At 37.6% G+C, this 16,063-nt stretch carries 12 protein-coding genes; 8 read left to right on the forward strand and 4 right to left on the reverse strand.

Annotation, left to right across the window (positions count from 1 at the left end; translation table 11 throughout):
• The first annotated feature begins 29 nt into the window (after positions 1 to 29).
• Genes yidA through E8M05_RS07590 form a run of 3 tightly spaced genes read left to right on the forward strand, consistent with a single transcriptional unit; the run spans position 30 to position 3,291 of the window.
• Positions 30 to 839 carry a sugar-phosphatase gene (gene yidA, locus E8M05_RS07580; RefSeq protein ID WP_003065682.1) on the forward strand — a complete coding sequence of 270 codons (810 nt, stop codon included), beginning with the start codon at positions 30 to 32 and terminating at the stop codon, positions 837 to 839.
• Positions 839 to 2,053: an aminoacyltransferase gene (locus E8M05_RS07585; protein ID WP_003065683.1), complete on the forward strand. Its 1,215-nt coding sequence runs from the start codon at positions 839 to 841 to the stop codon at positions 2,051 to 2,053. The genes yidA and E8M05_RS07585 overlap by 1 nt, the downstream gene beginning before the upstream one ends.
• Positions 2,053 to 3,291, forward strand: a complete 1,239-nt coding sequence (locus E8M05_RS07590; RefSeq protein ID WP_003065684.1) for an aminoacyltransferase — start codon at positions 2,053 to 2,055, stop codon at positions 3,289 to 3,291. Before E8M05_RS07585 ends, E8M05_RS07590 begins: the two co-directional genes overlap by 1 nt.
• A 182-nt stretch (positions 3,292 to 3,473) precedes the next feature.
• Here E8M05_RS07590 and tpiA read toward each other — a convergent pair whose 3' ends face one another.
• From tpiA to ppc, 4 genes are all read right to left on the reverse strand, one after another.
• Positions 3,474 to 4,232, reverse strand: coding sequence for a triose-phosphate isomerase (tpiA, locus tag E8M05_RS07595; protein ID WP_003065686.1), 759 nt, complete (start codon positions 4,230 to 4,232; stop codon positions 3,474 to 3,476).
• Positions 4,233 to 4,418: 186 nt separating this feature from the next.
• Complete coding sequence (gene tuf, locus E8M05_RS07600) at positions 4,419 to 5,615, reverse strand: elongation factor Tu (protein WP_003065688.1); 1,197 nt, start codon at positions 5,613 to 5,615, stop codon at positions 4,419 to 4,421.
• A gap of 603 nt (positions 5,616 to 6,218) precedes the next feature.
• Positions 6,219 to 7,499, reverse strand: a complete 1,281-nt coding sequence (gene ftsW / locus E8M05_RS07610; RefSeq protein ID WP_041972840.1) for a cell division peptidoglycan polymerase FtsW — start codon at positions 7,497 to 7,499, stop codon at positions 6,219 to 6,221.
• 111 nt (positions 7,500 to 7,610) lie between these two features.
• Positions 7,611 to 10,436: a phosphoenolpyruvate carboxylase gene (ppc, locus tag E8M05_RS07615; protein WP_013852088.1), complete on the reverse strand. Its 2,826-nt coding sequence runs from the start codon at positions 10,434 to 10,436 to the stop codon at positions 7,611 to 7,613.
• A gap of 335 nt (positions 10,437 to 10,771) precedes the next feature.
• On the opposite strand from ppc, the gene pepF reads away from it, so the two are divergent.
• The 5 genes from pepF (at position 10,772) to E8M05_RS07645 (ending at position 16,058) form a co-directional block, all read left to right on the forward strand.
• Positions 10,772 to 12,571: an oligoendopeptidase F gene (gene pepF, locus E8M05_RS07620; RefSeq protein ID WP_003065694.1), complete on the forward strand. Its 1,800-nt coding sequence runs from the start codon at positions 10,772 to 10,774 to the stop codon at positions 12,569 to 12,571.
• On the forward strand, positions 12,564 to 13,049 hold the full coding sequence (locus E8M05_RS07625; protein WP_003065696.1) for a glutathione peroxidase: 486 nt from the start codon (positions 12,564 to 12,566) through the stop codon (positions 13,047 to 13,049). Before pepF ends, E8M05_RS07625 begins: the two co-directional genes overlap by 8 nt.
• Positions 13,050 to 13,190: 141 nt before the next feature.
• Entirely contained in the window at positions 13,191 to 14,054 is an 864-nt protein-coding gene (locus tag E8M05_RS07630; protein WP_003065700.1) for a glycoside hydrolase family 25 protein, read from the forward strand.
• A 458-nt stretch (positions 14,055 to 14,512) separates the two neighbouring features.
• Positions 14,513 to 15,499, forward strand: a complete 987-nt coding sequence (locus E8M05_RS07640; RefSeq protein WP_003065704.1) for a peptidoglycan recognition protein family protein — start codon at positions 14,513 to 14,515, stop codon at positions 15,497 to 15,499.
• Positions 15,500 to 15,575: 76 nt separating this feature from the next.
• A complete protein-coding gene (locus tag E8M05_RS07645) occupies positions 15,576 to 16,058 on the forward strand; it encodes an aminoacyl-tRNA deacylase (RefSeq protein WP_003065706.1) in 483 nt (160 codons plus the stop codon).
• Positions 16,059 to 16,063 lie beyond the last annotated feature (5 nt).

The raw sequence follows: 16,063 nt of genomic DNA on the forward strand, positions 1-16,063 counted from the left end.
AGATTCTTTAGGAAGGGTAAAATAACCTTATGTCTATTAAATTAGTCGCTGTCGATATCGACGGCACACTTTTGACCAATGACCGCAAAGTCACACCTGAAGTTTTTGAAGCCGTTCAAGATGCTAAAAAACAAGGTGTTAAAGTCATCATTGCTACTGGACGTCCAATTCCAGGCGTTCAAACACTTCTCGATGAATTAAACCTGAAAGAATCAGGCGATTATGTCATCACTTTCAATGGTGGTTTAGTCCAAGATACCGCTACTGGTGAGAACATTATCACTGAAACCATGACTTACGATGATTATCTTGATATTGAATTCCTTAGCCGTAAGTTAGATGTTCATATGCACGCTATTACCAAAGAAGGTATCTTCACTGCAAACCGCAACATTGGTAAATACACTGTTCACGAATCAACCTTGGTTAACATGCCAATTTTTTACCGTACTCCAGAAGAAATGGGCGATAAAGAAATTATTAAAATGATGTTTATCGATGAACCTGAAATTCTTGATGCTGCAATCGCTAAAATTCCACAAGAATTTTATGACAAATACACCATTGTCAAATCAACCCCATTCTACCTAGAATTCATGAACAAAACTGCTAGCAAAGGCAATGCCATTACACACCTTGCCGAAAAAATGGGACTTAGCAAAGACCAAACCATGGCTATTGGCGATGCTGAAAACGACCGTGCCATGCTTGAAGCCGTTGGTAACCCTGTTGTCATGGAAAATGGTACACCAGAACTCAAAGAAATCGCTAAATATATTACAAAATCAAATGAAGAAAGTGGCGTTGCATACGCCCTTAGAGAGTGGGTCTTAAAATAATGTATAGCTATAAAATCGGTATTTCTGCGGAAGAACACGATAATTTTGCAAAATCAAGTAACCAAACAAACCTTTTACAATCATCAAATTGGGCAAAAATTAAAGATAATTGGGATAACGAACGCATTGGTTTCTACAAAGATGATGCCTTAGTTGCTTCTGCTTCTATCCTTATCAAAGCTTTGCCACTTGGCTTTACCATGCTTTATATCCCTCGTGGACCAATCATGGATTACAGTGACAAAGAGCTCGTTGCTTTTGTCATAAGCTCACTTAAAAAGTATGGTAAAACAAAACGCTCCCTCTTCATCAAAATGGACCCTGCTTTACTGCTTAAACAATACAAAATCGGTGAAGAAGTTGATGAAAACAAAGACACACTTACTGCTATTGACAACTTGAAAGCAGCGGGTTGCGAATGGACTGGACGCACAACAACAATTGCTGAAAGTATCCAACCTCGTTTCCAAGCAAATGTCTATACCCAAGAAGACATGACAGCAACTTTTCCTAAACACACAAAACGTTTAATGAAAGATGCTATTCACCGTGGTGTCATCACTAGCCGTGGTACAATCGATGATGTTAAAGCTTTCGCTGATGTCGTCGCTCTTACTGAAAATCGCAAAGGCGTTGCCCTTCGTAATGAAGATTATTTCCATAAAATGATGGAAACATATGGTGATGATGCTTATCTACACCTTGCCAAAGTTAACTTGCCAAAACGTCTAGCTGAATACAAAGAACAACTCGCTCAAATCGAAAAAGATTTGTCTGAAACTGCTGAACATCAGAAAAAACGTTTGACTAAGTTAACACAACAAAAAAATTCTGTTACAAAATACATTACTGAGTTTGAAGAATTTGTTGAAAAATATCCAGATGAACTCATCATTGCAGGTATTTTATCTGTATCATTTGGTAATGTCATGGAAATGCTTTATGCTGGTATGAATGATGAATTCAAGAAATTCTACCCACAATATTCCCTTTATCCAAAAGTATTTGAAGATGCTTACGCTGACGATATTATTTGGGCAAATATGGGTGGTGTTGAAGGAACACTTGATGACGGTTTAACTAAATTTAAATCAAACTTCAACCCAACTATTGAAGAATTTATTGGAGAATTTAACATCCCAGTCAATCCATTCCTTTACAAACTTTCAAACTTGGCTTACAATATTCGCAAACAAAGGAGAAATAGCCATTAATGACCTCTCTTGAGATTATCGAAAAAAAAGTTTTTGAGACTTTTTGTAACACCGTCTCTTACAAATCGTTTATGCAATCTGTAGAGATGGCGGATTTATTAAAAAAACGTGGGTACCAAGTAGACTATCTTGGACTAAAAGCTGAAGAGACACTACAAGTTGCTGCTGTTCTCTTTAGCTTGCCAATGACAGGTGGGCTCCACATGGAAATCAATTCTGGCCCTGTTTCACGCGATAAACACTATCTGAAACAATTCTACCAAGAACTTCAAAGCTATGCTAAAGAAAATGGAGCTCTTGAATTACTGGTCAAACCTTATGATACCTATCAGCATTTTGACACTACTGGTCAGCCAACCGACCAAGAAAACACGGCACTATTAGACGATTTTCTATCACTCGGTTATCAACACGATGGGCTTTTGACTGGTTACCCAGGTGGTGAGCCTGACTGGCATTATGTCAAAGATTTGACTGACTTAGATGAAAAAACGTTACTAAAATCATTTAGCAAAAAAGGGCGTCCATTGGTCAAAAAAGCTAAGACCTTCGGCATCACCTTACGAAAACTTAACCGTGATGAATTGCCGCTTTTCAAGGAAATCACTTCTGCTACATCAGATCGCAGAGATTACGATGATAAATCTCTTGATTATTACCAAGATTTCTATGATAGCTTTGGAGATTCTTGTGAATTCATGGTTGCAAGTTTGAATTTTCAAGATTATTTAGCACACCTTGAAACTGATAAAGCCAAACTTGACCAACGAATCGAAAAACTCCGAACTGCCATTGAAAATAACAATGTTTCTGAAAAGAAACAAAATCAGCTTCGCGAATTATCCAGTCAATCTGCGACATTTGACACACGCATGGCAGAAGCTAAAGAATTCATTGGCAAGTACGGTTCACAAAACGTTGTCCTTGCAGGAAGCCTATTTGTTTATACCAAACAGGAAGCTGTCTATCTCTTCTCAGGTTCTTACCCTGAGTTCAGTAAATTCTACGCACCTGCCCTGCTTCAAGAATACGTCATGTTAGAAGCCATAAAACGTGGCATTACAACTTATAATCTTCTTGGCATCACAGGAGAATTTGACGGTTCAGACGGCGTTCTACGCTTTAAACAAAACTACAATGGCTACATTACCCGAAAAATGGGAACTTTCCGTTACTATCCTCATCCACTCAAATACAAATTAATTCATAATCTCAAAAAAATATTGAGACGTCATTAAAAATGACACCTTGGAACCCAAACGTTTCAAGGTTTTTTATTTGGAACTAAACTTCCAAATTTGTTGTTCTTTACTTTACAAACTATATTTTTTATCACTCAAACCTATAACCAAGAAAGAAAGCACAAAAAAACCTACCTGTCCTAAGGCAAGTAGGTTTAAATGACTTCAATGTTTCTTGATTATTTTACAAAGTCAAGAAGAGCAAGGAAGCTTTCTGGTTGAAGTGATGCACCACCAACAAGGGCACCATCAACGTCTGGGCAAGCCATATAAGCTGCAACATTTTCAGGTTTAACTGAACCACCGTATTGAACGCGAACTTTATCAGCTACTACTTGACCGAAGTCTGCTGCAACTGTGTCACGAACAACTTTACACATTTTTTGTGCATCATCTTGACTAGCTGATTTACCAGTACCAATAGCCCAGATTGGTTCGTACGCGATAACAAGTGAAGAAACTTGTTCTTCTGACAATCCAGCAAGAGCAGCTGAAACTTGTCCACCTACGAATTCAGCAGCTTTACCAGCTTCGTAAGTTTCAAGAGTTTCACCACAACAGATGATTGGAAGCATACCGTTAGCAAAGATTGCTTTAGCTTTTTTGTTGATATCTTCGTCAGTTTCGTGGAAGTATTCACGACGTTCTGAGTGACCGATTACAACGTAGTCAGTTCCCATTTCAGACAATACTTGAGGACTGTTTTCACCAGTAAAAGCACCAGCGTTTTCAAAGTAACAGTTTTCAGCAGCAACTTTAAGGTTTGAACCTTTAGCTGCAGCAAGAACTGTTGAAAGGTCAAGTGCAGGAGCTGCAATACCAGCTTCAACAAGTTCTGATGAAGGCAATTTAGAAGCTACTGCTTCAACGAATGCTTTAGCTTCTTCTGGATTTTTGTTCATTTTCCAGTTACCAGCGATAAATGGTTTACGTGACATTTCACATACCTCTTCTTTTTTTATTTACTCCCCTATTTTATCATATTTTTAGCAGGTTTTAAAGGTTCGACGGGATTTTTAGCGACAAACCTCAAAGAAATCACAAAAAGAGCCCCTTACGGGACTCTTCCACAATTACTATCTGACTAATAATTGTTATCTGGGAACTTAATTAATTAACTAAAATTAAGCTTCGATTTCTGAAACGATACCTGAACCAACAGTACGTCCACCTTCACGGATTGAGAATGTAGTACCTTGTTCAACGGCGATTGGGTGAATCAATTCAACGTCGATAGTTACGTTATCACCAGGCATTACCATTTCAGTACCTGCTGGAAGTTCGATTGAACCTGTAACGTCAGTTGTACGGAAGTAGAATTGTGGACGGTAGTTGTTGAAGAATGGAGTATGACGTCCACCTTCATCTTTAGTAAGGATGTAAACTTCACCTTTGAATTTAGTGTGTGGGTGAATTGAACCTGGTTTAGCAAGAACTTGACCACGTTCGATTTCATCACGTTGGATACCACGAAGAAGAACACCAACGTTATCCCCTGCAAGACCTTCATCAAGTTGTTTACGGAACATTTCAACACCAGTAACAACAGCTTTTTGGATGTCTTCACGGATACCAACGATTTCAACTTCGTCGTTGACCTTAACAGTACCACGGTCGATACGTCCTGATGCTACAGTACCACGTCCAGTGATTGAGAATACATCTTCGACTGGAAGAAGCAATGGTTTATCAGTATCACGTTCTGGTTCTGGAATGTACTCATCTACAGTGTCCATCAATTCCATGATGATATCTTCGTACTGAGTGTCACCTTCAAGAGCTTTAAGAGCTGAACCTTGGATAACTGGAAGATCATCACCTGGGAAATCGTATTCTGAAAGAAGGTCACGGATTTCCATTTCAACCAATTCAAGCAATTCTTCGTCATCAACAAGGTCAATTTTGTTCATGAAGACGATAAGGTATTTAACACCAACTTGACGTGAAAGAAGGATGTGTTCACGAGTTTGTGGCATTGGACCATCTGTTGAAGCTACTACAAGGATAGCACCATCCATTTGGGCAGCACCAGTGATCATGTTTTTAACGTAGTCCGCGTGTCCTGGAGCGTCGATGTGAGCATAGTGACGTTTAGCAGTTTCGTATTCAACGTGTGCAGTGTTGATTGTGATACCGCGTTCGCGTTCTTCAGGAGCAGCATCGATAGAAGCGTAGTCTTTTGGTTGGTTAACTGCGCTTGGAAGACGACGAGCAAGAACTGTTGTAATTGCAGCTGTCAAAGTAGTTTTACCATGGTCAACGTGTCCAATTGTACCAATGTTAACGTGTGGTTTACTACGATCGTATTTTTCTTTTGCCATTTGGGTAAAAGCCTCCAATAAAATATATTTTATAGATAGACAGTAGGCAATACAGTCTAACTTTACCCTACTATTTTAACAAATTATGCGGGAATTGCAAGTATTTTACTATTTTATTTATGATTTCTTTATTTCGTAAGTGTGTGATATGGCTGAATTGTGATGCTCTATCCGATATTCGAAGGGTACATCTAATCCTTATCTTCAAGTTGGATAAAATGCACACCCAGTCAAAATAACTCCAGAAAAAGTTATCAAGTACCATTTCTGTAATTCTTTAATAAACGTACGGTTTATCAAATGTAATAGCTACTTCTACAGCTTGTCCAGTCATTTCTGTAATCTTACTAATCTCTTATGTTACTTTCATACTTACTGTCTTAGCTGAAGCAGTAAAAAGGTTGGGACTTTATAGAGATTCATGTGTATAATTGGAGCTATCAGAATATCTCTTTCTTCTAATCTTTCAATTTGACTAACTGACATGGGACGAATTATTGAATAATTTCCCTAATACTCTTCAAAAGGGAACTGATACCATCAATATTTTTAAAACGGTGTGAATAATTGGTTACAAAAAAACTCCCGCAAAGGGGAGGTTTTCTAATAAAAACTGTCTAAGTCGATAACGTTATCGTTGTATTCTTGTGTTATTTCTTTGTTTTTTAACTCTTCTTCTGCTTCGCGGATAATTTCTTCTCTTTTTTCATTAGCATCAATATTTAGCACAAAGCCGATAGCAACTGATAAAACCAGCAAGCTATTCCCCCCTTGGGATAAGAATGGGAAGGTAACACCAGTTGACGGAATAAGCCCTGAAATGCCTCCGATGTTCACAAAAGTTTGCATGAGCATCATTCCGCCGATGCCAAGAGCAATCATAGAGTTGAAAGGATTTTTAGCTTTAATCCCCACGTGCATAATACGTAAAATCAAAAAGAATAGCAATGCTAAAATAAGACCCGCACCAATTAAACCAAGTTCTTCAATGACAATTGAAAAGACAAAGTCTGTCGTTGCTTCGGGTAAGTAACCAGCTTTTTCAATCGAATTTCCCAAACCACGCCCAAACCAGCCACCATTACTCATAGCATAATATGAATGTGCTAACTGGTGTCCTGAGTCCGTCAAATCATCAAATGGATTGAAAAAGGCACTGAAACGTTTGGCAACATAACCAAATACTGGTACTTTTTCCATGGTTTTAACCCCGACAACCGCAATCAAACCTAAGAAAGCAGCTGACAAAGCTGTTACGATAGCTAAAATGGCTGAAAACCAACGATAACCAACCCCACTAACAGAATACATGATTAAAGCTGTCAAAACGATAATTGCCGCATTTCCAAGGTCAGGTTGGGCAGCAACTAGCAATATCATGACTAACGAATAAACACGCCAATCTTTCAAATCGCCCCATTTTCTAGGAAGCCATTTCCGCTTGGTAAGTGCTTGGTAATCATAGGTTTCAATCAATTCTTGACGCCTTGCAAAGGTAAATGCCAAAAACCAAACAATGATAATTTTCAAATATTCGGCTGGTTGGAAACTAAGTGGTCCAATGACAATCCAACCATGAGCACCATTAACGGTTTTAGTGAAGAAACGCGCAATGAGCAACAAAATGATTTCGACCATCATTGTCATAGTCAGCGTTCGTGAATTTTTTAAGAAGTTTAATTTTAGTTTATAAATAAAAAGAATGGCAATTAAACTGACTATCCAAAAAAAACCTTGGTTTAATACTGACGCAAATGGATTAAGACCGTATTGGACAAGTGTCGCACTCGTTGTTGAATAGACAACAATCAACCCAATAACAGACAGAATTAAATATGGCACAAGGATAGAATAATTTAATAAATGCCTTTTATCGATTTTCATAGATTCCCCTACATACATTCGAGTTTATCATATGCCATTATATCATCTTTCGATTCTAAAAAAAAGTAAAAGTCTGAGAAGTTAATCTCAGACTTTCAGAATGTTTTGATATCAGCCAGAATTACGCAATCCTGTAGCAATACCGTTGATAGTTGTGTGAATAAGTTTTTCGTAATCCTCATCCAATTCTTCATGACGTAAACGTTTAATCAATTCAATTTGAATGTAGTTCAAAACGTTGAAGTATGGCAAACGGTAATCTAAGCTTGCTTGAAGCGAAGGATTTTCTTCCAACAAATCTTCGTGTTTCTCGATTGCCAAAATAACATTTTTAGTCAATTGCCATTCGTCAAGGATAGTGTTAAAGACATCGCGTACTTCTTCGCTTTCTGCCAACTGAGCATATTGGAAAGCAATGTTCATATTTGATTTAGACAAGACCATGTCAACGTTTGAAAGAAGTGAGTGGAAGAATGGCCATTTTTCATACATATGTTGAAGTTTTGCCAAGTTTCCTTCTTCAGCGTCAATAAAGTTTTTGAATGCTGAACCAACACCATACCAACCTGGGAACATGATACGGCTTTGTGACCATGAGAATACCCAAGGAATTGCACGGAGACCCGAAATTTCTGTGATTGTTTTACGAGCAGCTGGACGTGAACCAATGTTCAAACTTGACACTTCCTTGATTGGTGTTGCTTCGAAGAAGTAATCGTAGAAATGTGGATTACCAAATACTAAATCACGATAAACGCTATTTGAGTAAGTAACAATACCGTCCATTGTAGCACGGAAATCATCAATTTCATCTGGATTTGTAATCATACGTGTCACGATACGATCGATAGTTGCTGAAACCAACATTTCAAGGTTGTAATAAGCAACGTCTTTATTGCCGTATTTATTTTCAATGATTTCACCTTGCTCAGTGAGACGAATACGATCTTTGATTGAACCGAATGGCTGTGATGTGATAGCTTCATATGATGGACCACCACCACGACCAACAGTACCACCACGACCGTGAATGAATGTCACTTTAATACCGCGTTCTGAACCAATACGAGTCAATTCATTTTGAGCTTTATAAAGTGTCCAAACAGATGATAAGTAACCACCGTCTTTGTTACTGTCTGAATAACCAAGCATGATTTCTTGGTAACCTTTGTTTGCTGAAACCCAACGACGAACAATATCATAATCAAGATATTCTTCCATGATAGCACGTGAATTTTCAAGGTCCTCGATTGTTTCAAAGAGTGGTACAATTTGAACACGTGCTTTTTGATTATCAAGAAGTCCGACTTCTTTAAGCATGATAGCCAACTCAAACATATCAGAAACACTTTCAGTATGTGAAATGATGTGTTGTTTAATGACTTCATCACCTAATTTATCTTTGAGGTAACGAGCTGTTTGGAAGATTGCTAATTCTTTTTGAAGTTGTTCTGACTTTTCAGCATTTGTTGATGACAATGTACGTGGGTCTTCTTGCAATTCTTTGAGAAGAACTTTCACTTTTTCTTCTTCTGAAAGTGCGCTGTAATCCTCAACGATATTTGCTGATTTCAACAATTCTGCGACACAGGCTTCGTTAACACTTGAATCTTGACGCATATCAATCATTGCAAGATAGAAACCAAAGACTTCAACTGCTTGAAGCAATTCGCTGAAATCACCTATCAAGAGCGCATCATCACCATTGTCAAGCAATGACTGCTTGATGATAAGCAAATCATCTTTAAATTCTTTGGCTGTTTTATAGCTTGGAATTTCTTCTTGAAGTTCTGATGAAACTTTAGAGAATTTTGTTTGCAAGTATTTTGTAATGACACTAGCGTTGTTAGTGCTTGTGTAAACATCTGAACTAATGCTGTTGCTACTTTCCAAAACACGTTGAGAAATAGCTGGACTAGCTTTTAATTCGATTAAGGTTTGAATTAATTTTGATTGAATATAGTTAAATGCCTTACGATAAGGTTCATTTTCACGGTAGATAGATTTATCGCTTGATAACTCTGCTAATTTTTCAACTTCTGGGCTAATATTAGTCAAGGTTGTTGAAAGTGAGAATGTGCGATAAAGACCTGTTAATTTTTCAATGTAGTAATTAATGATGACTTCACTTTGAACCGTTGCTGATAAACGAAGTGTTTCAGCTGTTACGTATGGGTTGCCGTCACGGTCACCACCAATCCACATTCCCATCGTAATAGGTTTTGGATCTTCTAAGTCGATGCCTTTTTCAGCTGCTAAGCGTTTGTACTCTGAAGTCAACTTGGTAATCGCTTGAATTAAGGATGTATTGTAATACTCCATAACGTTGGTAATTTCATTCTTTACCTTCAGTTTTTTCTCACGAATAATGTCCGTTTGCATGATGATTTCAATATAACGGCGCAAATCAGTGTACCATTTGTCACGGTTCACAACACCCGCTCTGACATCGCGGTATTTACGTAAAAGGTCATGAATGTGGTTTGTCAATTCGAGGACTGTCTTACGTTGAACTTGTGTAGGGTGAGCTGTTAATACAGGCACAACATTGACATTCTCAAGGATTTCTTTAGAGTTTTCGCTTTCTGAAACCATATCTACGGTTAGAGAAAGTTTTCCAAGATAATCTTGATTAGTATTATTTTGGTAATTGATTTCATAAGCAAAATCAACGTCTTCTGAAATGTTGATTAAAAGTGGCAAAATTGAAAAATAGCGAGACACTACAACCATTTCATCATTGGTTAATTGAGCTACTAATTTTTCAAGTTTGACGTATTCATCACTTGCCGACAATTCAACAATGTTTTGAATTTTGGCAAACACCTCATCACCAACCATTTGATGAGTTGCCTCATCAAGCAAGTCTTTTAATACTTTGACTTCCTCGGTAATAATCGACTGGGTGCTATTGTTCTCCAGTTTTTTGATTGTCACACTCTTCACTCCTTTTTGTTCGGATTTTAATCCTTTATTACAATCGTACTACTCTATCATACCACTTTTTACATCAAAAGTAACCCAATTTATGTCAAATTGTCCATTATTTTATAAATTTTCTGATTTTTTAAATGACGTTTATCTTGAGACAAAATGTCTACAAAACTAACAAAACACATTAACAATTAGGATGTTAGCGTTTTTAATTTTGAAAGAAATGTTGAACGATTCATCAAGGATTTTCTGAGAAAATGGACACTTTCTTTTTGGTTTAGGTGTTATTTTCTGATATACTGGTCCATGACAAAAGTTTTGCAAAGGAGTAATACTAGATGGAATTAAAAAAACGTTCGGAATTTCCTGAAAATGAGTTATGGGATTTAAGTGCCCTTTATCAAGATCCTGAGGATTTTTTGCGAAGTATCGAAAAAACGCTAGAAGATATTAATCTTTTTAAACGAAATTACGAGGGGAAATTGGCTACTTTGGAAGATTTTACCAGAGCGCTTTATGAAATTGAACAAATTTATATCGAGATGAGCCATATCGATAATTATTCTTTCATGCCGCAAACCAGCGACTTTAGCAATGAAGAATTTGCTCAGATTGCACAAGCTGGTGCTGATTTTTTCACGAGAGCCAATGTTGCGTTAAGCTTCTTTGATACTGCGCTAGCGACTGCCGACTTAGAAATCCTTGATACTTTAGAAGAAAATCCGCATTTTAGCGCAGCTATTCGCCAAGCGAAAATTCAAAAAAGTCATTTTATATCCCCAGAAGTTGAAAAAGCGTTGACGAACCTTGGTGAAGTTTTTAAAGCGCCAGAAGATATCTACACCAAAATGCGTGCAGGTGACTTTGAAATGGAAGATTTTGAAGTTGATGGCAAGGTCTATCAAAACTCTTTTGTCACCTATGAAAATTTTTATCAAAATCATGAAAATGCTCAAGTCCGTGAAAAAGCCTTTCGTTCTTTCTCTGCAGGACTGCGTAAACATCAAAATGCCGCAGCAAGTGCTTATCTAGCACAAGTTAAATCAGAAAAAATCATTGCTGACATGCGAGGTTACGACTCTGTTTTTGATTACCTCTTAGCCGAACAAGAAGTTAACCGTGACATGTTTGACCGTCAAATTGACCTTATCATGACAGAATTTGCTCCTGTTGCGCAAAAATACCTCAAACACGTTGCTCAAGTTAATGGTCTTAAAAAAATGACTTTTGCAGACTGGAAGCTTGACTTGGATAGCGAGCTTAATCCAGAGGTTACGATTGATGATGCTTATGATTTGGTGATGAAATCCGTTGCCCCACTTGGTAACGAATATGCTCAAGAAGTCTCACGTTATCAAGAAGAACGTTGGGTTGACTTTGCTGCTAATGCCAATAAAGATTCTGGTGGCTACGCTACTGACCCTTACAAAGTTCATCCCTACGTTTTAATGAGTTGGACTGGTCGTATGTCTGATGTTTACACACTTATTCATGAAATTGGTCACTCTGGACAATTTATCTTTTCAGACAACAATCAAAGTTACTTTAATACCCATATGTCAACTTATTACGTCGAAGCTCCTTCTACTTTCAACGAACTTCTGCTCAGTGATTACCTCGAAAAACAATTTGACAATCCACGTCAGAAACGCTTTGCACTCGCTCATCGTTTGACAGATACTTATTTCCATAATTTTATCACTCACTTACTCGAAGCTGCTTTTCAACGCCAGGTTTACAATCTCATTGAAGACGGAAAAACCTTCGGTGCTACACAACTTAACAAGATAATGAAAGATGTTCTTAGCCAATTTTGGGGTGATGCCATTGATATTGACGACGATGCTGCTTTAACTTGGATGCGCCAAAGTCATTATTATGCTGGGTTGTATAGCTACACTTATTCTGCAGGTATGGTTATTTCAACTGCTGGGTATCTTAATCTAAAAAATAATCCAAATGGTGCTAACGACTGGTTGAATTTCTTAAAATCAGGTGGTTCACGTACGCCACTTGACACTGCTAAATTAATTGGTGCCGATATTTCCACCGCGCAACCACTCCGTGATACCATTCAATTTTTAAGTGATACCGTTGACCAAATTATTGCTTATACAAAGGAGCTTAATCATGACTAATCTTTATGACTTTACTGTCAAAGCCCAAGACAGCTCCGATGTCCAATTGTCAAAATACCAAGGCAAAATCCTACTCATTGTCAATACGGCAACAGGTTGTGGCTTAACCCCACAATACGAAGGACTACAAAAGCTTTACGACACTTACCATGACAAAGGATTTGAAATTTTAGATTTTCCTTGTAATCAATTTTTAAATCAAGCGCCAGGAAACACCGACGAAATCAATACCTTTTGCACCTTGAATTACCAGACAACTTTTCCTCGCTTTGCGAAAATTAAAGTCAACGGTAAAGAAGCCGCCCCACTCTATGATTGGCTAAAAAGTGAACAAAAGGGACCGCTTGGCAAACGTATTGAATGGAACTTTGCAAAATTTCTTATCGACCAAAATGGCAATGTCATCAAACGTTTTTCATCAAAAACAGAACCTGAAACAATTGTTACAGAAATTGAAAGCCTTATCAATGACAAATAGCTGTCAGACTATTTGCAGCGCCTTTACTAGCATTACTTCTTTTGTAACAGTCCATAGATAAAATATTAAAAAATATGACAAAATGATTACAAAATGAGCATTGCTTTGATTTTTAAGCCTTTTTACGCTAAAATATGACTAATGAGAAGACGAATAAAACCCATCGTTGTTGTAGTTTTCTTTGCCCTCTGTGGGCTATTTCTCGTGATTGGTAAAGCTCACTCAGACAGTTTACAAAAGCAACAACTAGCCTCAGCTAAGGATTCTATTCCAACTGTGAGTAGCACGAGTACTACCACTACATCAACTTCTGAAACTGATGAAAATTTTGTTCTTAAGCCGATTATTGATATCTCAGGTTGGCAACTTCCAAGCGAAATTGACTATGATACTTTATCTCAAAATATTTCTGGTGCTATCGTTCGTGTTTATGGAGGGTCACAAATCAGTAAAGATAGCAATGCCGCTTATACAACTGGTATTGATAAATCATTTAAGACACATATCAAAGAATTACAGAAACGAAATGTTCCTGTAGCCGTTTATAGCTACGCTCTCGGTACAACCGTCAAGGAGATGAAGGAGGAAGCAAAAACTTTCTATGAGAATGCTTCACCTTACAGTCCAACTTTCTATTGGATTGACGTTGAAGAGGCGACTATGTCTGACATGAATAAAGGTGTACAGGCTTTCTTAAAAGAGCTCAAAAAACTCGGTGCGGAAAATGTCGGTATCTACATTGGAACTTATTTCATGGATGAACAAGAAATTTCCGTGGATGGTTTCGATGCAGTGTGGATTCCTGCTTATGGTTCTGACACTGGTTATTACGATGCTGCGCCACAAACTGATTTGGACTATGACCTTCATCAATACACCTCACAAGGTTACATCAATGGTTTTAGTTCACCGCTCGACTTAAACCAAATCGCCGTCACGAAAGATACGAAAACAACGTACGAAAAACTTTTCGGTACAACAAGTACATCAAGTAGTAGCAAATAAAAGAGGCTGGGACAAAAGTACCCAGCTTCTTTGTTTCTATAGTTATTATTTGCAAGACGCAGTAGCTGACTGGGTTCTAATACGCTGATAAATCAGCTTTTACAACCCTTTTTGACATCAAGCTTCACTTGACTCTATTTCCCACCTCGAAAGATTCCCCAAACCTTTCGAGCCATGCGGGGGTGGGAGTAAAACAGTTCACTGAACTGTTTTAGGTCAGCAACAAGAAATTAAGACTTGCTGAGAAATCGAATTTCTCCGAAATTACTGATTCGCTTTTTAATTTCTAGGCTCATGAATAAAATCTCCACTGGAGATTTTATTTGTCCCACTCCCTTTTTTGCTAACTCAATTTTTATAAAAAAGTTCTGAAAAATCCTGTGATTTTTAATGTCAAAATCAACAATTTTAACCCTCAAATTAATATTAATTTAAGGGTTAAAACTTATAGTAAAACTATGCCAACAAGAAATTATTCACGTAGAAAACGACAACAAAAATCTCAGATAATAGCACTAACTGGGCTTGTCACGGCAGCAGTCGCACTTGTCCTAATTCTCGCTAAACTGATTTTTTCAGGAGTCACAACTTTAGCTTCAGACGGAAGCTTGGATTTATCAGATGCCAATTCTTATGACGTTTCTGAAACAGCTACGGTATCTACTTCTGACGCTATTATATACACCGACGATGGTTCTAGCAGCAAAATTAGTGAAAATACTGCAATCACAATTAGTGCCTATTACTATGATGCTATGCTCAATGACGAAGATACCACATTAGCCCAATTTAGCATGAACGGCGATACTTACTATATCGACACGAATGATATTTCGCTTGAGCAGGATAATACAATTAATGCTTATATCGCTGAAACACTCGGTTATTCGCATGCTGATATTACTGATGACATTAAAAGTAGTTTTGAACAAGCCGCTTATAAGACAGATGATGGCAAGCCTCTTGGGGTAATTATTCATGATACTGGCGTTGACAATTCAACGATTGAAAGCGAAGTGAATTATATGGTGCAAAATTATGATAAAGAAGGTGTCTTTGTCCATTCTTTCATTGATAGTGATACCATTCTTCGTATTGCTGATGAAGGTTACAAAGCTCAAGGCGCAGGTGCCAATGCCAATCCTTATTACATTCAATTTGAATTAACACATGAGGATTCGCAAAAAGGCTTCGCCGAGCAACTAGCAAATGCAGCTTATTATACTGCCTACATGCTCAAAAAATATGACCTTCCTGTAACACTTGGTCAAGAAGATGGCGAAGGAACCATTTGGACACATGAAATGGTCAGCCTTTACCTTGGTGGTACTGACCACGTTGATCCAACTGATTACTGGACAGAAACCGCTAATGATTATTTCGGTACGGACTATGATATCGAAGATTTTGTCGAACTTGTCCAAGCTTATTATAATGCTCTCTAAAAGGTGCAAACTTGTACCTTTTTATTTTTTTAGTAAAATAGTAATTGACTAACGAATAGAAAGATTGAGAAAGAAAATGGCAAAAAAAGCTAAATTAAAAAAGACACTTGTTGATCAAATTCTGGACAAAGCAAAAGTCGAACACGACAGTTTAGCAATCAATGCACTTGAGGGAGACTTACCAGATGAGATTGAAAAATCTGATATTTTCAAAACCCTTGCTTTAACAGGTGACAAAACAGGTCCTCTAATCGGAATTGTTCAAATCACCGAACATCTTTCTGAGAAAAAATTAGCCAAAGTTTCTGGCAACAAAAAAGTCAGCATGATTCCACAAAAAAATCTTCAAAAAACGACTGGCTACATTCACGGAGCAAATAATCCTGTCGGTATTCATCAGAAACACAATTTTCCGATTTTCATTGATAACCGTGCTTTAGAAATGGGAACGATGATTGTTTCTGCCGGTGAAATCGGACGTTCTATCCGCATTGACAGTCAAACCTTGGCAGATTTTGTTGGTGCCAGCTTTGCTGACTTGATTGACGATTCACATTAATTTTT

It is taken from the genome of Streptococcus pasteurianus (assembly GCF_004843545.1).
GTDB classification, from domain to species: Bacteria; Bacillota; Bacilli; order Lactobacillales; family Streptococcaceae; genus Streptococcus; species Streptococcus pasteurianus.

What these genes read in the sequence shown, in the direction of transcription:
- yidA (WP_003065682.1), top strand. Translation starts at nt 30, where the DNA reads ATGTCTATTAAATTAGTCGCTGTCGATATCGACGGCACACTTTTGACC.
- E8M05_RS07585 (WP_003065683.1), top strand. Translation starts at nt 839, where the DNA reads ATGTATAGCTATAAAATCGGTATTTCTGCGGAAGAACACGATAATTTT.
- E8M05_RS07590 (WP_003065684.1), top strand. Translation starts at nt 2,053, where the DNA reads ATGACCTCTCTTGAGATTATCGAAAAAAAAGTTTTTGAGACTTTTTGT.
- tpiA (WP_003065686.1), bottom strand. Translation starts at nt 4,232, where the DNA reads ATGTCACGTAAACCATTTATCGCTGGTAACTGGAAAATGAACAAAAAT.
- tuf (WP_003065688.1), bottom strand. Translation starts at nt 5,615, where the DNA reads ATGGCAAAAGAAAAATACGATCGTAGTAAACCACACGTTAACATTGGT.
- ftsW (WP_041972840.1), bottom strand. Translation starts at nt 7,499, where the DNA reads ATGAAAATCGATAAAAGGCATTTATTAAATTATTCTATCCTTGTGCCA.
- pepF (WP_003065694.1), top strand. Translation starts at nt 10,772, where the DNA reads ATGGAATTAAAAAAACGTTCGGAATTTCCTGAAAATGAGTTATGGGAT.
- E8M05_RS07625 (WP_003065696.1), top strand. Translation starts at nt 12,564, where the DNA reads ATGACTAATCTTTATGACTTTACTGTCAAAGCCCAAGACAGCTCCGAT.
- E8M05_RS07630 (WP_003065700.1), top strand. Translation starts at nt 13,191, where the DNA reads ATGAGAAGACGAATAAAACCCATCGTTGTTGTAGTTTTCTTTGCCCTC.
- E8M05_RS07640 (WP_003065704.1), top strand. Translation starts at nt 14,513, where the DNA reads ATGCCAACAAGAAATTATTCACGTAGAAAACGACAACAAAAATCTCAG.
- E8M05_RS07645 (WP_003065706.1), top strand. Translation starts at nt 15,576, where the DNA reads ATGGCAAAAAAAGCTAAATTAAAAAAGACACTTGTTGATCAAATTCTG.